The 21,572-nt window shown below is 48.8% G+C and carries 26 protein-coding genes and 1 tRNA gene; 12 read left to right on the top strand and 15 right to left on the bottom strand.

Annotated elements, in window-relative coordinates; all coding sequences use genetic code 11:
* Nucleotides 1–9 precede the first annotated feature (9 nt).
* Together HP435_RS00455 and HP435_RS00450 are read right to left on the bottom strand one after the other, a co-directional pair.
* Nucleotides 10–1,161 (bottom strand): MBL fold metallo-hydrolase, encoded by a 1,152-nt coding sequence (locus tag HP435_RS00455; RefSeq protein WP_173599946.1) that lies wholly within the window; start codon nucleotides 1,159–1,161, stop codon nucleotides 10–12.
* 14 nt (nucleotides 1,162–1,175) lie between these two features.
* Nucleotides 1,176–1,760, bottom strand: a complete 585-nt coding sequence (locus HP435_RS00450) for a sulfurtransferase TusA family protein (RefSeq protein ID WP_173599947.1) — start codon at nucleotides 1,758–1,760, stop codon at nucleotides 1,176–1,178.
* Nucleotides 1,761–2,050: 290 nt separating this feature from the next.
* Here HP435_RS00450 and HP435_RS00445 point away from each other — a divergent pair, with 290 nt between their 5' ends.
* Nucleotides 2,051–2,479, top strand: a complete 429-nt coding sequence (locus tag HP435_RS00445) for a DUF4275 family protein (RefSeq protein WP_173598004.1) — start codon at nucleotides 2,051–2,053, stop codon at nucleotides 2,477–2,479.
* A gap of 53 nt (nucleotides 2,480–2,532) precedes the next feature.
* Here HP435_RS00445 and HP435_RS00440 read toward each other — a convergent pair whose 3' ends face one another.
* The 3 genes from HP435_RS00440 to HP435_RS00430 form a co-directional block, all read right to left on the bottom strand.
* Nucleotides 2,533–2,958, bottom strand: coding sequence for a toxin-antitoxin system TumE family protein (locus HP435_RS00440; protein WP_173597994.1), 426 nt, complete (start codon nucleotides 2,956–2,958; stop codon nucleotides 2,533–2,535).
* Nucleotides 2,955–3,644: a MerR family transcriptional regulator gene (locus HP435_RS00435; RefSeq protein ID WP_173599948.1), complete on the bottom strand. Its 690-nt coding sequence runs from the start codon at nucleotides 3,642–3,644 to the stop codon at nucleotides 2,955–2,957. Before HP435_RS00435 ends, HP435_RS00440 begins: the two co-directional genes overlap by 4 nt.
* Before the next feature lie 176 nt (nucleotides 3,645–3,820).
* A tRNA-Ser gene (locus HP435_RS00430) sits at nucleotides 3,821–3,909 on the bottom strand.
* Between the two features lie 159 nt (nucleotides 3,910–4,068).
* On the opposite strand from HP435_RS00430, the gene HP435_RS00425 reads away from it, so the two are divergent.
* A complete protein-coding gene (locus HP435_RS00425) occupies nucleotides 4,069–4,788 on the top strand; it encodes a pseudouridine synthase (RefSeq protein ID WP_122966061.1) in 720 nt (239 codons plus the stop codon).
* Nucleotides 4,789–4,849: 61 nt separating this feature from the next.
* On the opposite strand, the gene tadA is transcribed toward HP435_RS00425, so the two are convergent.
* Complete coding sequence (gene tadA / locus HP435_RS00420; protein ID WP_208715245.1) at nucleotides 4,850–5,329, bottom strand: tRNA adenosine(34) deaminase TadA; 480 nt, start codon at nucleotides 5,327–5,329, stop codon at nucleotides 4,850–4,852.
* 285 nt (nucleotides 5,330–5,614) lie between these two features.
* On the opposite strand from tadA, the gene HP435_RS00415 reads away from it, so the two are divergent.
* From HP435_RS00415 to nagE, 6 genes are all read left to right on the top strand, one after another.
* Entirely contained in the window at nucleotides 5,615–6,112 is a 498-nt protein-coding gene (locus HP435_RS00415; RefSeq protein WP_063230282.1) for a ribonuclease H-like YkuK family protein, read from the top strand.
* Between the two features lie 351 nt (nucleotides 6,113–6,463).
* Nucleotides 6,464–7,324, top strand: a complete 861-nt coding sequence (gene glcT, locus HP435_RS00410; protein WP_122966062.1) for a glucose PTS transporter transcription antiterminator GlcT — start codon at nucleotides 6,464–6,466, stop codon at nucleotides 7,322–7,324.
* Between the two features lie 146 nt (nucleotides 7,325–7,470).
* Nucleotides 7,471–7,968, top strand: coding sequence for a PTS sugar transporter subunit IIA (locus HP435_RS00405; protein WP_063230280.1), 498 nt, complete (start codon nucleotides 7,471–7,473; stop codon nucleotides 7,966–7,968).
* A gap of 40 nt (nucleotides 7,969–8,008) precedes the next feature.
* Nucleotides 8,009–8,272 (top strand): HPr family phosphocarrier protein, encoded by a 264-nt coding sequence (locus HP435_RS00400; protein WP_063230279.1) that lies wholly within the window; start codon nucleotides 8,009–8,011, stop codon nucleotides 8,270–8,272.
* Between the two features lie 27 nt (nucleotides 8,273–8,299).
* Nucleotides 8,300–10,009, top strand: coding sequence for a phosphoenolpyruvate--protein phosphotransferase (gene ptsP / locus HP435_RS00395; RefSeq protein WP_122966063.1), 1,710 nt, complete (start codon nucleotides 8,300–8,302; stop codon nucleotides 10,007–10,009).
* Between the two features lie 151 nt (nucleotides 10,010–10,160).
* Nucleotides 10,161–11,600: an N-acetylglucosamine-specific PTS transporter subunit IIBC gene (gene nagE / locus HP435_RS00390; protein WP_173598000.1), complete on the top strand. Its 1,440-nt coding sequence runs from the start codon at nucleotides 10,161–10,163 to the stop codon at nucleotides 11,598–11,600.
* A gap of 371 nt (nucleotides 11,601–11,971) precedes the next feature.
* Here the strand turns inward: nagE and HP435_RS00385 are convergent, their stop codons facing one another.
* The gene (locus tag HP435_RS00385; protein ID WP_122966066.1) at nucleotides 11,972–12,190 is read right to left on the bottom strand and encodes a helix-turn-helix domain-containing protein; all 219 of its coding nucleotides are present in this window, start codon (nucleotides 12,188–12,190) and stop codon (nucleotides 11,972–11,974) included.
* Nucleotides 12,191–12,357: 167 nt separating this feature from the next.
* Between HP435_RS00385 and HP435_RS00380 the strand changes: the two genes are divergently transcribed.
* A complete protein-coding gene (locus HP435_RS00380) occupies nucleotides 12,358–12,717 on the top strand; it encodes a helix-turn-helix domain-containing protein (RefSeq protein ID WP_173599949.1) in 360 nt (119 codons plus the stop codon).
* 155 nt (nucleotides 12,718–12,872) lie between these two features.
* Here HP435_RS00380 and HP435_RS00375 read toward each other — a convergent pair whose 3' ends face one another.
* From HP435_RS00375 to HP435_RS00350, 6 genes are all read right to left on the bottom strand, one after another.
* Nucleotides 12,873–14,315 (bottom strand): LeuA family protein, encoded by a 1,443-nt coding sequence (locus HP435_RS00375; RefSeq protein ID WP_063230273.1) that lies wholly within the window; start codon nucleotides 14,313–14,315, stop codon nucleotides 12,873–12,875.
* A 26-nt stretch (nucleotides 14,316–14,341) separates the two neighbouring features.
* The gene (locus HP435_RS00370; RefSeq protein ID WP_083955765.1) at nucleotides 14,342–15,436 is read right to left on the bottom strand and encodes an alpha/beta fold hydrolase; all 1,095 of its coding nucleotides are present in this window, start codon (nucleotides 15,434–15,436) and stop codon (nucleotides 14,342–14,344) included.
* 35 nt (nucleotides 15,437–15,471) lie between these two features.
* Nucleotides 15,472–15,921 (bottom strand): DUF441 domain-containing protein, encoded by a 450-nt coding sequence (locus HP435_RS00365; protein WP_063230272.1) that lies wholly within the window; start codon nucleotides 15,919–15,921, stop codon nucleotides 15,472–15,474.
* Nucleotides 15,922–15,929: 8 nt separating this feature from the next.
* Complete coding sequence (locus HP435_RS00360) at nucleotides 15,930–16,790, bottom strand: HesA/MoeB/ThiF family protein (protein WP_173599950.1); 861 nt, start codon at nucleotides 16,788–16,790, stop codon at nucleotides 15,930–15,932.
* A 20-nt stretch (nucleotides 16,791–16,810) separates the two neighbouring features.
* Nucleotides 16,811–17,659, bottom strand: a complete 849-nt coding sequence (locus tag HP435_RS00355) for a HesA/MoeB/ThiF family protein (RefSeq protein WP_173599963.1) — start codon at nucleotides 17,657–17,659, stop codon at nucleotides 16,811–16,813.
* Between the two features lie 318 nt (nucleotides 17,660–17,977).
* Entirely contained in the window at nucleotides 17,978–18,325 is a 348-nt protein-coding gene (locus tag HP435_RS00350) for a winged helix-turn-helix transcriptional regulator (protein WP_063230270.1), read from the bottom strand.
* Between the two features lie 200 nt (nucleotides 18,326–18,525).
* Between HP435_RS00350 and HP435_RS00345 the strand changes: the two genes are divergently transcribed.
* Nucleotides 18,526–18,936: a DoxX family protein gene (locus HP435_RS00345; protein WP_122966069.1), complete on the top strand. Its 411-nt coding sequence runs from the start codon at nucleotides 18,526–18,528 to the stop codon at nucleotides 18,934–18,936.
* A gap of 54 nt (nucleotides 18,937–18,990) precedes the next feature.
* Here HP435_RS00345 and HP435_RS00340 read toward each other — a convergent pair whose 3' ends face one another.
* Nucleotides 18,991–19,647 carry a hypothetical protein gene (locus HP435_RS00340; RefSeq protein ID WP_173597999.1) on the bottom strand — a complete coding sequence of 219 codons (657 nt, stop codon included), beginning with the start codon at nucleotides 19,645–19,647 and terminating at the stop codon, nucleotides 18,991–18,993.
* A gap of 48 nt (nucleotides 19,648–19,695) precedes the next feature.
* Here HP435_RS00340 and HP435_RS00335 point away from each other — a divergent pair, with 48 nt between their 5' ends.
* The gene (locus HP435_RS00335) at nucleotides 19,696–19,863 is read left to right on the top strand and encodes a hypothetical protein (protein WP_167470366.1); all 168 of its coding nucleotides are present in this window, start codon (nucleotides 19,696–19,698) and stop codon (nucleotides 19,861–19,863) included.
* An 88-nt stretch (nucleotides 19,864–19,951) separates the two neighbouring features.
* Here HP435_RS00335 and HP435_RS00330 read toward each other — a convergent pair whose 3' ends face one another.
* On the bottom strand, nucleotides 19,952–21,097 hold the full coding sequence (locus HP435_RS00330) for a hypothetical protein (protein WP_173599951.1): 1,146 nt from the start codon (nucleotides 21,095–21,097) through the stop codon (nucleotides 19,952–19,954).
* A 73-nt stretch (nucleotides 21,098–21,170) separates the two neighbouring features.
* Between HP435_RS00330 and HP435_RS00325 the strand changes: the two genes are divergently transcribed.
* On the top strand, nucleotides 21,171–21,401 hold the full coding sequence (locus HP435_RS00325) for a hypothetical protein (protein ID WP_229049783.1): 231 nt from the start codon (nucleotides 21,171–21,173) through the stop codon (nucleotides 21,399–21,401).
* Nucleotides 21,402–21,572 lie beyond the last annotated feature (171 nt).

Here is a 21,572-nt window from a genome sequence, read left to right as displayed (position 1 = left end):
TTGTTGATTTTATTTATCGTGAACCGCGCAACGGTTCGGTCCCGTTTCCATCTCGCGCTGTTCTTCTTCATCAGGCTTCAATCTGCCCATGTTTACTTGACGAATTTCCTGATAGGCGTTTGGCTGCGGCGGCAGCTCCTCGGTAACCGTGCGTCTGAAGTCGCCTTCATCGGCGATGTTCAACCCCGGATTGTTGCGGTACAGATCGCCCAAACGTGCTGAGACAACGCCGTTTGTTCCCAGCTCCACATAGCTGCCAAAATGCGCGGGCAGTACCAGGAGATCTTTTGACAGCTCCTGATAACGATTATACAGGGTGTTACGCAGGTCTCCCACCCAATCTTGCGCTTTGCCAGCCAAATCCGGCCGCCCGATCGATGCCACAAACAAAATGTCGCCTGTCAAAAAGTAGGTGTCATCTACAATCAACGACGTACTCCCAATCGTATGTCCCGGGGAATAGAGCGGCAAAATGGAGATGCTCGTGCTGCCGACTTGAATGCTTTTTCCTTCCTCCAGCTTTTTGTAGGCAAAAACGACTTCTTCCGCGTCCTTTTCCGGCAGCCAGTAAGTAGCTCCTGTGCTTTCGGCGAGCTTTCTGCCACCGGAAATATGGTCGGCATGCAAATGAGTGTCGATCGTATGTTTGATGGACAAGCCACGCTCTTTGGCAAAAGCTTCGTACACGTCTGTCATGCGTACCGAGTCAACGACAGCAGCTTCCTGACCGGAGACGATCATGTAGGACAAGCAGCCTTTGCCTATCCGGACGAATTGATAAATTTCCCCGCCGTCGCGCAAATCCCCCACTTTGACAGGCGCGAGATGCTCGCTCCACTGCTTCATCCCGCCTTCGAGGTAGTACACGTCATGAAGTCCGGCATCCGCCAGTTGCTCCGCTACAAAAAGCGAGGAGCCTTCCTTGGCGCAAACGACCAGTATTTTTTGGCTGGCAGGAAGCTTCCCGACGACAGCCTCGACTCCATCGATCAGCTCGAAGTACGGCACATTGATGGAGTCTACCCGATGGCCTTCGATGCGCCAGTCTTGGTAATCCTCCTGGTTGCGCACATCAAGAATAAACAGCTCCTCCTGGGCAAACAGCAATTCAGTCAAATCATGCGCCGACATTTTTTGTACCTTTCCTTGTTGGTTGCTCATTGCTTATCTCCTCCTCACTGTTTTTCTACCGAGCCAACCCAGCGGGCCATACCCGGCACGACGTTTTTTACTCGCGAAAAGCCTTTGTCGGCAAGCAGCCGGCAAGCGAGATCGCTGCGATTGCCGGAACGGCAGATGACAAAAATGTCCTGATCGGTCGGCAACTCAGCCAATCGCTGCTCCAATACCCCCATAGGTATCGATTTGGCCACAGAAATACGCTCGAAGGCATATTCGGCAGGCTCTCGCACATCGATAAGCGTAAACGGCTCGCCGGATTGCAGCTTCGCTTGAAGTTCTTCGTTCGTGATCGTATGCGGATATTTCGTCTCGGCCTTCGTCTCCTGCTGGCTTGCTTTTCTAAGGAAATGCTTCAAGACTTCTCCCTCCTGAACGGTGCCCAAATACTGATGCCCTGTGCTGTTTGCCCAGCCTTTCATGTCAGCCAGCGAGCCTTTGTCAGTCGCTTGCACCTCCAGAACCTGGCCGGGAGCGAGTTGCTCCATCGCCTTTTTGGTGCGAACGACAGGCATCGGGCAAGCCAAGCCTTTGCAGTCCAACATTTTATCAACGGAAAAGCTCGGTTGTGTCGTAGACATGTTGTGTTCCCTCCTAAAGATTTGCGATGTATTGCAATGGGATGGTCGGTGTTTTGTTTTATACATATACCCCTATAGGTATTATAGTATGTAGCGAGCTTCTCTTTGTCAACAGGAAATTGAACTTCTTCTTCTTCGTCGATGCTTTGCTTTCCAGGTTGTTTGGCGGTTGGCATGCGGCGGATATCGGCTGGCTATACATGAATCTCTTTGTGTGACAAAGCAGGTGGTCTAGTCGTCCCCTTTTTAGAGCGGCAAAAATGTTTAAGTTACTTCCACGGAGGCACACGATGAAACTGACGGACTGCATTAAGGAAAAGAAGCTAAAAGCAACGGAATTGGAAATATGGGGGCCTTATTTGCGCAAAGAATGGGAGAATCATTTTGCCTCGCATTTGTCTGAGGAAGAAAAGCAAAGGATTAACCTGAACCGTCGTGGCGGCTTCCAAGGCTATCTGTGGCACTTGTTCAGCTATCGGATGCGGGACTGTCTTCAGCGGGAAGAAGCGGATCAAGCTTTTCGCCAGGTGTCCGGCGAGTCTTGTTATGTGTTCTATCAGCTTTCCAACAAGGTGTGGATCATGGAAAGCCCGTCGCAGCTATCTGTAGAGGATTTGGCAGAGGAGTGCGATGTGTATGTCGTCGACAAGCAGTTTACGTGGACGTATGTGAGGACTCATGAAAAGGAATGGTGCGGGCCTTATTTTTGCAGGAGATGATGATGCAAAAAAGACAGTGTTGAACTCACTGTCTTTCTGTCCTTTAAAAAGCATTAGATTTGAGATCGATTGGGCAATAAATAAAATAAAAAAATTCCCTCAACGATGGAGAACAAATCGTTGTAATAATAATTGGGGAAACGTGTTTGATTGGTCAATTTGGCATACTCTGGCGGGTGGACATGATACGGTTCCGTTGCTGTCTGATACGACTCATCTTCGTGTGGCTCGCCATGATACTTACCCAATACTGTTTTATCGTCCGCGGCAATCCAATCGTACCAATATTCTTCGATGCACTGTTGTTTATTCAGCTTTTCCGTTACATATAATTTGGAGCTGTCAGAGAAGACAATGGTTGCTCGTTGGGCGTATATCGAACTTGGCATGCCTGTACTGTCGGTATTCCGTATGAATTGTATCGCATGACCGAAAGTCTTTTTTAGCACCTCCAAATTTGTAGCAGGGTTGCCGATCATAAATCCCCAATCTCTTTAAGCAGAGACTTCCATTCTTTCCCTTCCCTCGCCCAAATCCAATCCTCGGAATCATCTGGATTTCCTTTTTCGACAACTACTTCGTGATACGGCTTTCCGTAACGTTTTTCATAAAAATCTATCGTTTCTACGATAAAACGGATGCGATGCAAATTTCCATCTTGGATGGATGTCAACGTCTTTTCTATTTGCTCTTTTTGCTCATAAATCTCTGCAAATTCCCGTACAGGTATTCTTTCTTCTGAAGGTGAGACCCACAATGTGTTTTCAGATATGCGAGCTTGCTTGTTTCTCTGAGAGCGTTCTACGCCGATAAAACGCCCTGCGTAAATCCAGTTATTAATTGTCGTAATGCTGACTCCGAAAATTTTCGCCAACTGGCCTGTTGAATACGTTCTCCCAAATTCCTCTTCTTGAGCAACATGCATCAATATTGCCCCAAGCTTTTGCAAATCTTTTTGTATTTCAGCATGAATTGTCTGATTCGGATATTGGTCGAGAATTTTCTTTACCTCGCTCTGGAGCTCAACCGATATTGGTGTCGTTTTTTTTATGACATTAAACAGCACTTTGAGAGTAGCTTCAGCTTTTTCCGGATCGCTGCCTACCTCTGCAATAACACGTTCAAATGTTTTTCTTTCTGCTTCACTTATAGCCATATACGTCACCTCACTCACCCCCTATTCTAATCAAACTGCAAGTAAACTACAAGAAAAACTGCAACACAACTGCAACCTTCTTTTCTCAATATAGTCAAGGCTTTGCGCAATTATCCCTGTTCTCCACTGCCTTTTTTGACAACAAAAAATGACCCAACGGAATTATCCGTTGAGCCACTTGTAAGCGGAGAGAGTGGGATTCGAACCCACGCACGCCTCACGACGCCTAACGCATTTCGAGTGCGTCCCCTTATGACCACTTGGGTATCTCTCCATGAATGGTTTGTCAGAAACATTATTAACTATAGCAAATCTGCGCGAAAAGTGCAAGACTCAACTTGTACGCTTCCCCTTGATTTGCTCGCCGCATTAGGCCAAACTATTAACAACACGAGTCAGGTTTTTTTGACCAGAGGAAAAGTGAGGAACATACATGAAACGAGAACGTTTGGACAAGGTGCTGGCGAATATGGCGTTTGGCACGCGCAAGGAAGTGAAAGCGCTGGTGAAGCAAGGGCTGGTTGTTGTGGACGGCGTAGTCGCAACCGATCCTGGCATGCACGTCGTAGCCGAAGAACAGGAAATTACCGTGGACGGAGAGCCGATCAATTTCAAGCGCTGGGTGTACGTCCTGCTGAACAAACCCCCTGGGGTAGTTTCCGCTACTGAAGATAACGTGCATCAAACTGTAGTCGACCTGCTTCCCTACGAGTGGGCGGTCAAGGTTCACCCGGTAGGCAGACTGGACATCGACACAGAGGGCCTTTTGCTTTTGACCAATGACGGACAGCTCTCCCACAGCCTGCTCTCCCCGAAGAAAAAAGTGGACAAGGAGTATTTTGCCCGCATTGATGGCATCGTTACCGAGCAACACGTCCGGGAATTTGCCAAAGGCGTTGAGCTGGAGGATTTCACTACCTTGCCTGCCAAGCTGGAAATTCTCTCGTCCGGGGAAGTCTCCGAGATTCGCGTCACCATTATGGAAGGAAAATTTCATCAGGTCAAACGGATGTTTGCCGCCTTCGGTCTGCATGTCGCCTATCTGCAACGCATTCGCATGGGCCCGCTCCATCTCGACCCGGCACTCGCTCCCGGCGAATACCGCGAGCTGACCGAAGAAGAACTGAACCTGCTGCAAAATGTAAACAAATAATACGTCTGCCCGGCATGTTACGTAAGAAACAGTACCGGGCGATGCCCGAAAGACAGTTGGATCACTTTTGATCTGACTGTCTTTTTTTGCGCAAGCCGCGGAAAAAATCTTTGAGCATCTGGGCGCACTCGTCTGCCAGGACTCCTTCCACCACCGGAACCTGATGATTGAAGCGCGGCTCAGCAAGCAAGTTCATCAATGTCCCGGCACATCCTGCCTTGGGATCGCCTGCGCCGTACACGACCTGCTCGATGCGGCTCTGCACGATGGCACCCGCACACATGGGGCAAGGCTCCAGCGTGACATACAAGGTGCAGCCGATCAACCGCCAGCCGCCCAGTCGCTCGCTCGCCTCGCGGATCGCGATCATTTCCGCGTGCAAAGTCGGGTCTTTTTGCGTTTCCCGCAAATTGAAGCCGCGGCCGACGATTTCCCCGTTGCGGACGATGACTGCCCCGATTGGCACTTCTCCGATCGCGGCTGCTTTTTGTGCTTCTTCCATCGCCGCTCTCATATATTCTTCTTGTTTACCTGATTCCATCACGATTGTAAAAACTCCTTTATAGATGTTTTCCGATTGCAGCCACACATAATAGCCGCTTTCTTTTTCCCGGTCAATTCTCAGCTTGCTCGCAGGCAAGGCGCCACAAGCGCGATTCCATTCACCGGACATTCGCCGCATAAAAACAGACGCGTGCCGATCAAAATGTTGATTCGCGAAGTTTTTGTCCATACCTGTTCACATACTCTCTGCCAGATTACATACATTAATGATGTACGGAAGATGTTTGTAATTCACAGATAGCCTCTATCTGGAGGGATGCGAGTGGGCTTAACCTCTGCAAGCACGTTGTTTGATCGTTTTCACAGTCCGACGAGAGGACAGCTGGCAAAAGAAGACGTATTTTCCCACATTGAACAAACCATCTCGTCGATGGCAGGTCCATTCGAGATTATTGTGGGTGCCGATTCCCAGCTGAAAAGTCGCGGAACCTTTTTCGCCCTGGTCATCACGGTTATTCGACCCGGACACGGTGGGACCTTCTTTTATCACAAGTTTCAGGAACGCCGTTATTCATCCTTGCAGCAGCGCATTTTCCAGGAAGCCATGTACGCGGTAGGCTTGGCAACTGAAGTCCGCCAATATTTGCGCGATCATCAACTCGATACTCCGATACGTCTGCACTTTGACATCGGTGCCAACGGGCCTACCCGCAAGTTTATCCAGGCGTTGCTGAGTTTGGCTGAAACCAATCACTTCCGGGCGGAAATCAAGCCAAATTCTTTCTGTGCTTCCACGATTGCCGACAAGTTTACCAAGTAGTGAAGATCTTGATTCTTCCTTGAACAAAGCGTGCAGGCGGACTGCTTCGGACGCATCCGCCCGCTTTGTTTGAGTTCTTTTCCATAGGCGGTTCACGTACTTCTGGACAAGCAGGGGGAAATCCTGCTGCCAGAATCAGCGAAAATACATATACTCTCTTCTATACTCAACCATAACTTTCCGATGCAAACAGGGTGATTGACAACGCTTGTGAAGCTGAGCTATTATAAGCATTAATTGAAGCGTTTTCACAAGGCGTGTTACTGGTAATGCAGGCATGAGCCGAGAAGATCTTTTTAATTGTTAAAAAGGTTTTTTCGGCTCTTTTTTGTTTAAAGGTGGTGGAATGGCTTGTCCCGTGAACAGGAAAAAACATATGCGATTACGCGTGTGTTGAACCATAATGTCGTACTTGTGGAAGAACCCGGCACCAAGCTGGAAATTGTGCTGTTCGGAAAAGGAATCGGATTTGGCGCAAAGCCTGGGAACACCATCCCCGCCCATGACCCGCGTGTGGAGAAGCGCTTCAGGCTGGAAAATGAAAACCATCAGAAACAGTACCAAACGATACTCAGTCAGGTCGATCCTGCCGTGGTAGGAATAGCCGAAGAGATTATCGCGCTTATCGCCAGTGAAATTACCCCGCAACTTAACGAACACGTCCACGTCGCCCTGCCCGACCACATCCAGTTCGCCATTTACCGCCTGCGGAATGGCATGGAGATCGTGAACCCGTTCCTGTTTGAAATCCAGACGCTCTACACCAAAGAGTACACGCTGGCAAAACGGGCTGCGGACATGATCAAGAAGGCATTCGACCTGGATATTCCAGATAGCGAAATCGGTTTTCTCGCCTTGCACATTCATTCGGCGATCAGCTACCTGCCAGTGAAAAAGGCCGTTCAGTTCACGAATGTGATCAGCGAACTGGTCAGCATGATCGAGCAGCGGACAGACAGAACCATCGAGCGAAGCACGGTCGATTACGTCCGTCTCATTACTCATCTGCGTTTTGCTGTAGAGCGCATTCGCCAGCAAAAGACCATTCACAACCCCTTGCTGGACCGGGTCCAAACCACGATTCCGGAAGCATACGAACTGGCGTCCGAGTTGGCTGCCTATATCTCGAACCGGCTGGAAGTCATAGTCCCGGAAGACGAAGTCGGCTACATGGCCTTGCATGTTTATCGGTTGTTGCAGCAACAGCCTTGAATCAACAACTCAAAATCGATGATAATCCTGCGTGTTACTAGCTCGACTAGGCATGAGCGGTGAGATCATACGGACATAGTAAGTATGTCGTCGTATGCTCAGACCGTCTCATGCCTATTTTCGTTCAGACGCAAAAGGAGGAACTTATGCTACGCAATCTGTTTTCCCGTAAAAAACAACAACAAGAAATCACCTTTCTGGCTCCTTTGACCGGAAGTGTTGTCCCTTTGTCGGAAGTACCCGATCCCGTATTTGCCGGGAAAGTCGTAGGCGATGGCGCAGCGATTTTGCCTACTGAGGGCGTCTTGTACGCTCCGGTTGACGCAAAAGTCACCCATCTCTTCCCTACCCATCATGCGATTGGCTTGTCGACCGACAGCGGTCTGGAGCTGCTTATGCATATCGGGATCGATACCGTGAAATTGCAGGGCAAAGGCTTTACCCCCTTCGTCTCTGTCGGCGACCAGGTAAAAGCGGGCGACAAGCTGATTCAATTTGATATCGCCGTATTGCAAGAGTCCGGATGTCCAATCGTTACCCCGATTGTCATTACCAACGGCGATGTCGTTGCGGAAAAGAACGTCGTGGCGCAAGGAAATGTCGCAGCTGGCCAGCAGCCGCTGATGACAGTCGTCCTGAAATAACCGGATTGGACAAAGAAGCATCTGTTTGGGGGAGGTACACATGATTCAGTTTGAAGTAACAGTCACGGTCGAGGGCGGGCTTCACGCTCGTCCCGCCGCTCTTTTGGTCAATCGCTCGGCGCAAACCCAATCGAAAATCACCCTGAACAAAGGGGAGAAACAAGTGGATGGCCGCAGCATTTTGGGGATCATGACCTTGGGCGCAACCCAGGGCGACAAGCTGCTCGTATCCGTGGACGGCGCTGACGAGGAAACGGTGGCAGCTTCCATTCAGCAATTGTTTGAGCAATCTTTTCAGAGCTAATTCGCAGCGAAAGAAGGTGAAGCAAACATGTTAAAAGGAATCCCGGTTTCTTCCGGCATCTCGATCGCCCCAGTCGTCATTTTGGCACACGCTGCCCCGTCCGCTCCCGCGCAAACTGCGCCAGCAGACACGAGCAAAGAGCTGGAGCTGCTCGCCAGAAGCGTCGAGCAAGCACGCGAGCAGCTGGAAAAGCTGAGAGAACAAACAGAAGAGCAATTAGGCGCAGAAAAAGCAGCGATTCTTTCCGCGCATATGGCTTTTCTGGAAGACCCGGCTTTTGTCGGGGAAATGTCCTCGCTGATCGAAAACAAACAGTTGGCTGCCACCGCTGCTGTGCAGCAAGTATCTGACCAGTTCGTCGGCCTGTTCGAAAGCATGGATGACGCCTATATGAAAGAACGGGCAGACGATATCCGCGATGTAAGCCGCCGCTTGATCCGCAACCTCTCAGGCACAGACGAGGAGGCAGTTTTCCCGGAGGAACCGTTTATTTTGGCGGCGTGGGATGTCACCCCTTCGGAGACGCTTCAACTCCCGCTCGCATCTGTACGAGGCATCGTCACGGTAAAAGGGGGCGCGACCTCGCACGCGGCTATCCTGGCTCGTTCTTTGGGGATTCCGGCGGTCATGGGAGCCGGAGAACAGTTGATGGAAAAAGTCTCTGCCGGAAGCTTGCTGATCCTCGATGGTGCCACAGGCGACCTGATTGTTTCGCCCGACACGGAAACGTTGGCGCGCTACGAGGAAAAGGCCGCCAAGGAAGCAGCTGAACGCGCTGCCTACGCGGCATTGAAGGATTTGCCTGCGGAAACGACTGACGGACACCGCGTTCACTTGATGGCCAACATGGCGGTTCCCGAAGAAGCAGACGCGCTTGCCGCATCTGGCGTAGAAGGCATCGGCCTGTTCCGCTCCGAGTTTTTGTTCATGGATCGCAGCACTTTGCCCGACGAGGAAGAGCAGTTTGCCGCCTACAAGCAAGTTGCTGTAGCCTTTGGCGACAAGCCGGTCATTATTCGTACTCTCGATGTTGGCGGCGACAAGCATTTGCCAGCGCTTGAGCTTCCCCAGGAAGACAATCCGTTTCTCGGTTTCAGAGCGATGCGCATTTCCTTGGCCCGCCCGGAACTGTTTCTGGTTCAACTACGAGCGCTATTGCGCGCCAGTGCTTTTGGACGGCTGCTGATCATGTTCCCGATGATTTCCCACCTGGGGCAACTGCGGGAAGCCAAACGTTTGCTTGAACAGGCAAAAGCCGAGCTGCGGGAAAAAGGCGTCGCCTTTGACGAGCAAATCTCAGTCGGCATGATGATGGAAATTCCCGGTGCCTGCCTGCAAGCTGACGCTTTTGCCAAAGAAGTCGATTTCTTCAGCATTGGCACCAACGATCTCGTGCAATACACGCTTGCGGTCGACAGAATGAACGCGAACGTTGCCGATCTCTACAGCTACTACCACCCTGCGGTACTGCGGCTTATCTCCAACGTCATCGCCGCTTCCCACCGGGCAGGAATCTGGACGGGGCTATGTGGAGAGATGGCTGGCGACCCGCTCGCTACCGAGCTGTTGCTTGGCATGGGCCTCGACGAGTTCAGTGGTGCCGCTTCGGTTATGCCGAAGGTCAAAGAGCGCATTCGCAACACCAGTATGGAAAAAGCGCAGCAGCTGGCGGAGCAAGTTCTTGCTCTTGCGACTGTGGAAGAGGTTGTGGCGCTTTTGCAAGACAAAACCGAATAAACGGTTTTGTCCCTGCCTATTTGAAAGCGATTTCAAATTCATTTTCTTGATCAGAACAGCTTCTCTCCGGCCAATTCTCGTGCCCTCATCTCTTGCATTCATCCGGAGAGCAGCTTTTTGATAGACATCTCATTCTAAGGAGGTTTTTCCTATGCTCGCCTTTTTGCAACGGATTGGGAAAGCACTCATGCTTCCAGTCGCCACACTGCCTGCTGCGGCGCTTTTGCTCCGCTTCGGCGCCATCAACTACGTGACCGAGTTTCATCTCGGAGAATCGGTTGGTGGATTTTTGAACCAGTATATCGCGCCATTTTTGTTTGCAGGCGGATCTGCGATTTTTGACAACTTGCCGCTGATCTTCGCTGTCGGTGTTGCGATCGGACTCGCTGGGGATGCCGTAGCCGCCCTGGCTGCTGTGATCGCCTACATGGTGTTGACCACCGTACTTTCCAAAGTCCCTGCAGCCATGCCGTTCATCGCAGACGACGTCAAGCTGAACATGGGTGTCATTGGCGGTATTTTGGCGGGCGGAGTCGCTTCCTATTGTTACAACCGCTACCATAACATCAAGCTGCCGGAATGGCTCGGATTCTTTGGCGGCAAACGCTTTGTACCAATTGTCACTTCGCTTAGCATGGTCGTCATCGGTCTTGTTTTCGGGATCATCTGGGGGCCGATTCAGGACGCGCTCAACAGTATGGGTAACTGGATTGTAAGCCTTGGCGCTCTTGGAGCAGGTCTGTTCGGCTTCTTTAACCGTTTGCTTATTCCATTCGGTCTGCACCACGTACTCAACGCCATTGCCTGGTTCCAAATCGGTGATTTTACCGATGCAACTGGCAAAGTCGTACATGGCGACTTGCATCGCTTCTTCGCCGGAGACAAATCTGCCGGCATGTTCATGACAGGCTTCTTCCCGATCATGATGTTCGCATTGCCAGCAGCCGCGCTTGCCATCATTCATTCTGCCAAGCCGGAAAAGCGCCAAGCAATCGCTTCTGTCTTCATCGGTACCGCGCTCGCTTCGTTCCTGACAGGGATTACCGAGCCGCTTGAATTTGCATTTATGTTCGCTGCTCCAGCGCTGTACGTGCTTCACGCGATTTTGACCGGGGTTTCCGGGTATATCGTAACGGCAATGGGAATCAAGCACGGATTTGGCTTCTCCGCTGGTCTGATTGACTACGGGTTGAACTTCCCGCTTTCCACCAATGCTTGGTCGATCATCCCGATCGGCTTGGCGTTCGCCGTCGTCTACTACTTCCTGTTCCGCATCCTGATCGTCAAGTTCAACATCAAAACGCCGGGACGAGAAGACGATGACGCCGTTGAAACTACAACTGCCAGCAGCAATTCGACGCAAGACAAGGCGCAAAGGGTACTCGCTCTGATCGGCGGAAAAGAAAACGTCATCAGTGTTGACGCGTGCATTACCCGCCTGCGTCTCGTGCTGAAGGACGACAAAATCGTCAATGAAAAAGGGCTGAGAGATATTGGCGCAGCAGGCGTAATGAAGCTGGGTCAAGGCAGCGTGCAAGTCGTATTCGGAACACAGTCCGAGCTGTTGAAGGACGAAATCAAGAAACTGTAACGTCGAACCAATAAAATAGGCCCGGGGCTGGCATCTGCCGTACCGGGCTTTTTATTATGGGCATGAAGCCTCCTCGTATGAATGATGAAGTCTGATAAGTCCTGCCTTATGAACCCGACACAAGAGGCACATCTTTTTTAATAATGTGGGACATTGGAGCTAACGAGCACTTTCTCTGGGGGGAACATCGCTTGTTGCTCCAGCTCCAACTCAAATCGTACCAACCGATCCATAAACGCTGTGCACGCCGACTTGCTGTAAGGTGCCATCATCTCTATTTCGTACTCCAGCGTTTTTTTCCATACTTCCAGCTGCCTCTTGTTCGCCTCCCGCGCTTCCAATCTACCCACCCCTTATCTAATGTATCTTTGCTAAAACAACAAAAAGATAATCATGAACAACTCGTGCAAGCCACACTTGAGTTTCTTTGCCAAAATAGGCAGATGGTTCGCCTTGAAGTCGTATTCGCCTTTTTCGTATTTCAAATACGTGGAAGCATTGCGAAAACCAAGTGATTCCGCCATTTCTTGTAGCGTAAGCTTACACTCACTTCGTCGTTTTGCGATAAAGGGGAGGTTCAGACGCTCCATATCCAGCTTCCCTCCTTCTTTGCAGAAATGGCAAATATTTATAGTTACATGATATCGTTTCAATTTCAGCAAAGTCAACACATTATTTGTCATTTTAGCAATATTGTTTTTTCCGTTATGGAAAATTGTTAGAATGAAATTGCCAAAAACAAAAAGGTGGTTTCACGATGTCCATAGTCGGTCAACGCATAAAGTGGCTGCGCGAGCAAAGGCAATGGTCACAAATTCAATTGGCTGAAAAGCTCGGCATCCATAACACAGTTTTGTCGCGAATTGAATCGGGCGAAAAGAAAGGCGTAGATTTTCACTTGATTTCCAAAGTCGCTGACCTGTTTGATGTCTCGACCGATTACCTTCATGGAAGAACAGATAACCCGACGCCATTCTGGCGGCAAGCATCCGTTCGGGAGACGCCCGTCCCTTTTCTGGATATTGACGGGCTAACGGAAGAGGAGCTTGTTGAGATCAAACGGCACATCGAATTTATAAAGTGGAAGTCGAAGCAGGGCGACTCAAGAAAAGAATAGGATAATCTAGCTCCTGAAAAAGGGAAAGCATTTTGCCTTTTTCAACGAAATTCTCTTATCTCCCCAATTATTACGACAAAAGAGCCACCAAATTTTGGTGGCTCTAAAATTGGCGATCTCATTTGTATTTGAAACGGCTTTCTGGCATAAAAGGCTTAGATCGAAGCGCTTTTTACCTCCTCCTTTACGGACGGTTCCGTCGATGGTGTTGAAGCCATAAGACTCCTGTTATATTCAGGGGACATGACAATATTTGTATACGTACCGCTACCTGATACATAATGATAAAAATGTTCAACCCCTGCCGGGATAAAAATAGCTGCCGGACTCTCTACAGTCTGTTCATCTTCACCTAGTTGAACATGACATACAAGACCAGTGCCGTCGGGAGCATCGCCCCAAAATAGAAAGGCACTGTCACAGTGATGAGCATGTTTGTCTACGTGTTTTTCAGGAATAATCGGCATACCGTGCATTCCAATCATTCTCTGGATTACATAGAAGGAAGCGCGCTCATCCACACGCGAATCCATCATCACCCAGCGAATGCCTGGGCCGTCACGATGATACTGCAACTCTGACGCCCCTTTTGGAAACGGTTTCCCTACCTGCAAGGAAGCAGGTAGTCTCCGTTTGCCAATTGGCGGACGCTTTTCTTCAAGAACTCGCATTCTCCCAATCATTTCCGGTGGAAACGGCTCATATGCTTGGGGATTCCTCTTTACAGCCTGAACATGGTAAGCAGATGTGTGTGTACATGCATTTTGCCCAACAACAGGACGCAATTCATCCGGTCGATAGCCTGTAGTCATGCGTATCGCTTGTGTCAATTCAGGAATTTTTTCCAAGGAAAAGCGATTGTCGTTTCGCAGTTGTTTCAAGGACACCGCTAGTTGGATCAAGTCAGTGATACCTGTTCTCTCCCCGATTCCCAAAATCGTTGTATCGATGACAGAAGCTCCTGCATCGATTGCCGCCAAAGCATTGGCATGAGCGAGGCCAAAATCATTGTGAAGATGAACTTCGATTTCACATTGAAATTCTTCCACGGCAAGAGTTACCAATTCCTTGCATGTGGCAGGTTCCAATACTCCAACTGTATCAGCCAAACTAATCCGATCTGCCCCTGCCTGCAAAGCAATATGGCCCAAGTTGGCAATCTTCTCCCACTCTGTCCGGGAAGCATCTTCGATTGTGAACCTAACCTTCAAGCCAAGCTTTTTCGCTTCATTAACAGCTTGTCTGACTTTCTCTTGTACGTAACATTCCTGTTGTTGGCCAAATTTTGTTTGGAGAGATACATCATTGATGGACGCCCATATCCCTACCCAGTCGGCCCGTGCGCGCTTTGCTGCATGTACCTCTTCAACAGCAGCTCTCGCATGCATCAATATTTCCGCTCGTCTTGCCGATTCGGCTACTTTCCGGCAGATTTCTTCATCTTCCGCAGAAATTCCAGGATGTCCGACTTCTATGAGCGTAATGTTAAAATCCTCAAGAAGCTGCACCATCCTAATTTTGTCCTCGCAAGTAAAACGAACACCTGCTTGCTGTTCCCCTTCTCGCAGCGTTGCATCCAAAATATGAAACGGCTTCATGCTCCAACACTTCCTCATAGATTTACTTACTTTTTCAGGAACTGATCTGTCTCACTCAAAAGCTGATCACGATTTTTTTCATACAACACCCAGTGAGTTGCCTCTTTGATGACAACTTCTTTTTTCTCCGATACATTGGTCAATTTATTGATGAGGGACTTATCCGCAAAAAAGTCTAAATCTCCACGAATGATCAATACGGGAGCTGTAATTTTCGCTGCATCAAAAATCGGTTTGTCCGTCCAAATGTAGTACAGATCGACCAGTGGCCCCATGGGACGACGAATGGCCTGATCAGGTTGCTTGCTGCTGTATGGATCAGAAGTGAGGAAGACCTTGGAGACAGCATTCATTGCCTCACCCGAAACCAACTCGCGCTTATCCAGCATCATGTGCCAATGATGCATGGCCTTGTCAAAAGTGACAACCTGGTACGCTGGCAATTTTGGATTGATTTCACCTGGCTTCCCTTCTGCCTCAAACGGTGTTGCCATCAAAGGCAAAGAAAAGCCGTGCATAGCGCCATATAGGACAAGCTTTTCGATATCATTGGAATGTTCTGTCGCATACATCCCGGCCACTACTCCACCCCATGACCAGCCTACGATATTCACTTTATCTACGTTTCGCGTTTTCTTAATGTAGTCCACTACAGCCTGCAAGTCTTGTACTGCTTCACTGGCGCGAACAACAGGAGCATTTGCTACAGGAGGTTTGTCCATTTCAACTGGTCGTGTAGAATGCCCAAACCCACGGAAGTCCATCGCCCATGTATCGTACCCTTGCTTTGCATATTCCTCCATCCAGGAAAATCCCGGAACATCGAAAGCTTGGGCTGTAGGTACGCTAAATGGTTCGAGAAACAGCACCACTTCTTTACTGGTAAAATTCGTCTTATCGACTGCTGCCTTATGGCGTACATACAAAGATACGTTTTTGTCGATGCTTGGTACAGTCAGCTCTTCGGTCGCCAATTCATTCGCTGTCGCCACCTTTGGCTGAACTTGCGTGGTTGTGCTGTTGGGCTTGGAGGCTTCAGGAGTTGAGCAGCCGGTGACTAGAAGCCCGAAAGACATGGTTACCATTACGATCTTTTTCTTCATCCGTTGACTCGGTTTCATTGTCCTGCACTTCTTTCCATGTGATTTAAGAGGTACTACAGATTGATGATTTTTGAAAGCAAGGCGATGCATCCCGCTGCAATAATCAATCCTGCCGGCAGACCATTGGTTAGTAACACAGCCAAAATCGTTCCTAGCGTTACGCCAATGAAAACGACTGGCTGCGCAGGCAGTATGTCCAAACCTTTTCCGCCGACATAAGAGATGAGAAAGCCTGCTAGGATTGCAAGCACAGCTTTCCAACTCACCATTTCCTTGCCCAAAGCGACAAGATCATATTTTCCTTTGGCAATTGGGATCATTAAAAATACCATCAGACAAAACAGCCCCACCTGAAAAAACGGTTTTTGGATGGCATCCATGACAGGCACTGCTTTAAAAAAGGACAAGACGAGCAAAAGCACCGCAGCACCGACAAGCACGATATCTTTTGCAAGAAATGATAAGGCTGCAATAACCAATAGAATTATCGATGTTTGCAACATAGCAGTCCCTATAGTAATGTGTTATCCCAGCTTCCCTCTGCTGGAGTTTCTACCTGTACCATCAGAGAGCAGGCGAGATTGATTTTGACCAAGCTTGGAGCAATTGTTGGCTTTAAATCAGGGCGTTTGATGATTAGTTTAAAAGCCTCAAAGCTAGCCAATACTCCGACAATATTGGCTACAGGAGCAAGCACAGCCCAAGGAGCATCCTTTTTTAGATAAGCATCTGCCCATTCAGGCAAAGCGCCTTGTGATACGGAATACTTTGCACGCTCATCTTTGATCTTGTTGATTTGATCGCACATATCAGGTGTAAGCGGCTGTTGGTAGGAAGGGTGTCGCAGTACAACTTCATATGGCACTGAATCTGGCGTCATACACATGACTCCTCCCCGAAAAGGTGGCGTTACCGCAATCCAGATCGAAGGAATGCCCAGTTTTGCCGCTGCGCGATGGATGATCACCCGTGCCACCAGATTATCTGTGGCATCCACAATGACATCCGTATCCGTTAGTAATTCAAGAGCATTTTCTTCTGTAACGAATGCGCTTGTTACCTCTACATTCAACTCGGGATTGATATCCAGAAGGATTTCTTTTGCTACTTCAGCCTTGGGAGAATTGATTTTGCTGACGAAGCTGAGCATTTGGCGGTTAATGTTGCTCGCTTCAAACGAATCCTGATCAATGACGTGAATCTTGCCTACACCCATCCGCGCCAACTGGATCAGTGTGATGCCACCCACCCCGCCTGCACCCACTACAGTTACTCTGGCATTCCGCAGCCTGGCTTGCTCCTCACGCGTAATGATTCCGAAATTGCGGGTAAAGCTCAGATCATACAACTCAGCACTTTTAATCGATGACATATGGTCAGCTCCTCTCATTTTTAAAGTGTTGCGTAATCCCACGTTCCACCTGGGGGTGTTGTCACTTTTACAGGCGTTTCAGTATCCAGGTTAATGAGCACTCCTTTGGGCGCGCGAGCTAAGGGTTCCCTGCCAGTTAAAATTTGTACAGCCTCGTGGAAACTGAAAAGAGATAGCAGATGTGCACGAACAGGAGTAATGATCCAACTTGTTTTGCCATTGCAAAAATCCTCTGCCCATTCTTTCGGCGCTCCCTGTTTGACGGAGTACCAAGCTCTGGCTTTTTTTATGTCGGCAATCTCCTGGCGCAACGCTTCATTCTTCAGCTTTTCCCCGGCTCCCGGAATGTTTAATGCTTTTTCGTACGGAATTCCATCCGGGAAGAAGGAGGAGACAAATCCGCGTGTTGGAGGACTTCCCGACATGCCGACACTTGGTATACCTAGCTCGCGAGCAGTTCGATGGACGATGACGCGGGAGGGGATATCATCGACCGCTTCTATCACCAAATCGTGCCCTTTCATCAATTCCAGAACATTGTCTTCGTCAACATTTGCCTGAATGCATCTCACTGAAATGTGCGGGTTAATGGAACGAAGAACTTCTTCCGCCGTCGATGCTTTTGATTTGCCAAGCGAATCTACTGTAGCCAGCATTTGACGATTGATGTTCGAAACCTCGAATTCGTCTGGATCTACGCCTGTGACATATCCAATTCCCATACGAGCACAAAGAATGGCTTCGAATCCCCCAACTCCACCAAGTCCAAATATGACGACCTTTGCCTCTCGTAAACGTTTTTGTTCTTCAATGGTGTAGACTCCGATATTCTTTTTGACCATTTCCCAATAAAACGAATCTGATTCAATTAATGACTCCGCATGTTCCGATATCATTAGCCCGCCTCCCGTATAGGATTGATCGTTTCATTTGAAATTATATGTGTATACTTCATATTCCAAAATGACTCATAATAGCTATAAATTGGAAACATTGTGTGAACCCAATACAATAGTTTAAATATTGTCACGACCAAAAACCTCGTCCCCCCAAGGTTATCAAGTAGTTTGTATTTGATTTACAACGCCCTCTTTTCCAACGGGCAAATATTCCCCATCCACACAGAAAAAAGGCTTCGCCAAAAAAACTTGGCAAAGCCTTTGTACGCAATTGTGTATGTGCTGTATCTATTCTGCGCTGCCATGCGCTATACTTGACGACTCCAGTTCAATCCAGCTCTGGGCCCACGATTCGATCCCTTTGATTACTGGCTCCAGAGCCTTCCCCATCTCCGTCAACGAATATTCTACCCGTACCGGAGCTGAGTCCGTAAACACTTGCCGATGTACAAGACCTTCCTTCTCCAAGTCCTTCAGCCGTTCAGAAAGTAGCCTTCCGCTTACGGGCAAGGCCCCTTCCAACGCACAGAAGCGCTGTGGTCCAGAAAGCAGCTGGTATAAGATTAGCCCTGTCCACCGTTTCCCCAGCAGCTGCATCCCTTTTTCAAACTTAGGACAGAGGGAAGACTGTTTCATTGGTATCACCTCATTCTCCTTTCAGTATACCGCTCTTTCTGCATTCCATCAAAATGAATGATTACTTTGTACCTAATAATCTGCACTTTCCAACGTTTGTAAATTTTCCAGATCGTATTGACATAAATAATAATTAATGTATACTTACTAACAAAAAGTAACTACGTTACTGATATAAACTAAATCGGAGGTCATTATACATGGAAAATCGTTTTGAGTGGAGCGCTTTGATTTTACGAATTGTGGTAGGTCTTACTTTTGCTATCCACGGGATTGCCAAGTTCCAAATGGGCTTGGACAATGTCGCCGGATTCTTTGGCAGCCTCGGTCTGCCTGCCTTTATCGCTTACCTGGTCGCGTTCCTTGAAGTTGTCGGCGGGATTGCCCTGATCGCGGGACTTGGCACACGTATCTTCTCTGCCGCCTTGGCTGTTGTCATGATCGGTGCCATTGCCAAAGCCAAGCTGGCGGCCGGCTTCATGGGCGGAGAAAGTGGCGCTGGCTATGAGCTGGAGCTGGCTCTCTTTGCGATTTTGATTGCGCTTAGCATTAGCGGCAGCTCGAAGTTTGGGCTCGATCACATTCTGTTTGGAAAACGATCTGTAGAATAATGAAAAAGCCAGCGGAAGAACTGCTTCCTGCTGGCTTTGCTTTTTTTTGCTATCCTAATCCTGTGGAGACTCATCGAGCATTTTTTTGTTGATGATCCTGATTTTCTCTACAGGCGAGTGTTCGTCCTTCGCACTGATAAATACGGAGTTTTCCCCCGCTTCATAGTACAGGTCAAATTTTTCGTCTACCATGCTTTGTCCTTGGGCAACGGGCGTTCCCAGCTGCTGGCGAATCACATTGAGGTTAGTCTGATTCAAGTGTTCCCCGGCCAGATCGATCGCATAGACGCGGTTTTTCCCATCAAAATAAACAATGCCGCCGGAAAGATTTTCAAAAGCTTGATAACGTCCGCCATCGTAATAATCCTCTTTGATTACACGCCCGTAAAGCTCGATAACCTCTTGCTTGGTCATCCCGATCGCTATGTCGAAACCGTTGATTTCGTTACTGGCGAGCTGCTTCAAAAAGTTGCCGTCGATAATGATTTTGGAGCCATTCGGTGCGTCATCTGTTGTTGTTTCATTTCCTTCTTTTGCTTCTTCTGACCCCTGCTCCGGTTTTGTCCCTTCATCTTGAGGGGCCGGATTCGGCTGTTGCTCTTGCTTCCCTGCTGGCGGTGTGTCTTTCGATGCGACAGGCTCGCTTGCCCCGGGCGAACAGCCGATTACCAACATACTCGCTGCAATCGCCACATAAATAAATCGTTTCAACTGCCATTCCTCCTGTATTCCTTCACATAAAAAATTGAGGTGATACTAATGCGTTTCTGGCTGCTGTTCACAATCATTTGTGTGGCTATCTTGCTGGTTGGAGTGTTGATTGACTGGCGTGCAAAAAGGAAGAAACAAACCTTGCTCATCGACAAGGACAAAAATCACTCGATCGACGAGGGCTACGACCCAAGAAATCGCGATGATCCTATGTAAAGTAAGACGCTGTAAATGCTTGTTACGTTACCAGCATAGAGATGAACGAAGTCCCATTTTTTTACTGGGGAGCGCTGCCTCATCGCGTTTATTTCTTGCGCGCAACGATTCCTTTTTTGTTCAAGAAAAGCACAAGCCCGATAAGTGCAAGAAGAAGGACAAAAAGACCAAACATCGACCATTTTTTTACGCTCTCGAAGAAGAGTTGTTTCTCTTCTTCTTCCTGAACCGTCTGGACGGCCTGATCGAATGGTATAGTTTCATACTTGCTTGCGTTACTTCTGGTGATCAACTCTACCGTCTGGTTGTCCTTATAATGAAACAGCTTGGGCAAGCCGTTCACTTGCATGGCATAAACTTTTTGCACCGGGACTCCTGACTGCATGATGGCAAGCTTGCTGCTCTCTATGGCTGCCTGGGGAATCAGCATCTGCTCGTAGTCTGCCACCTGGTGCTTTTTCGCTTCTGTGGTGCTGATCAGCTTGGCGTTTTCATTTTCGTCGAGGTAGATGTATCTTTCGATGGAGCCGACCTTTTTGCGGTAAACCATGTTGAACGGGAATTGATTTTCCCTCATTTCCTTGATGTACGAATAAAGGATTTCATCGGAAACGAGCAGCGAAGACGCCTCCACGATCGGAACTTTCTTTTTGACAGCTTCATACGCAGGAAGGAATGCCAGCGCTCCGTTTGATTGCAGGAACAGATGGGCTTTTAGCCCGCCATCCTCTTCCACCGCGTAAATTTGGTTGGTCGGGAGGTTGTGGCTGGTGAACTTGTCCCTGTAATAATCGAGCAATGACGTAGACAAGAGTGCCAAATCGTATACCGGAAGCTGGCGCTTTTGCAGTTGGTTTCCACTCACTTCTTCGACCTTCCCGTTCTTTTGCAGCAAAAAGTAACGGTGTTGCCCGTCAATCCAGATACGGTAAATCTGGTTCGGCAGCAGCTGATGCTTTTTCATGTCAGCCAAAATATTTGCCTGCAGGTCTATAGAAAAAGGGGGATTCGCAGGCAGTAACTGGATCAGATCCTTCCTGACCGCTTCCTCAGGAGGTGCTGGTTGGCTATTGGAGGCGGAGCTGCTTTCTTCGGAAGCAGCATTGGCATTGGCGTCGGCATTAGCATCGGCTTCGCTCTCCTCTTCGCTGCTCCATTCTTCTTCCCCTGTATCTTCCTCCGCGTTGTATTCGTAGTAATTATCGTCGTCGTCGTCATCATCGTCGTGATCCACGTAGTAAGGAGTTGCGCTCTTCGATGTTTTGGATTTTACTTTGCTCGATTTAGAGGTGTTTTTTGAGCTTTTTGTGCTTTTCGAGGACGAGCTTTTGCTGTTGCTCGATGATTTGACGCTTGAAGAGCCGGAACTTTTGCTGGAGGTGCTGCTGCTCGCGGAGCTGGGGCTTTTGCTTGAAGAACTGCTGCTGCCCGAGAAGCTGGAACTTTTGCTTGAAGAACTGCTGCTGCCCGAGGAGCTGGAACTTCTGCTAGAAGAAGACGACCCTGCTGCCGCGTACCCGTCCGCGATGACTAATTGACCCACAAGTGCTCCCGCCAACATTACTATCATCTGTTTTCGCATGTAATGCCTGCCTTTCCAGACCAAAACTTGTCATTCATATTAGAACAAGAAGATATTACCATCCCCCTCCGACGTAACACTACATATTTTTACAAAACTTGCATAATTGTGTTTTCCTCTACCATGA

It is taken from the genome of Brevibacillus sp. HD3.3A, from assembly GCF_013284375.2.
GTDB classification, from domain to species: domain Bacteria; phylum Bacillota; class Bacilli; order Brevibacillales; family Brevibacillaceae; genus Brevibacillus; species Brevibacillus parabrevis.
Note: the sequence above shows the minus strand (reverse complement) of the source record. Positions and strands in the feature narration are given on the sequence as shown.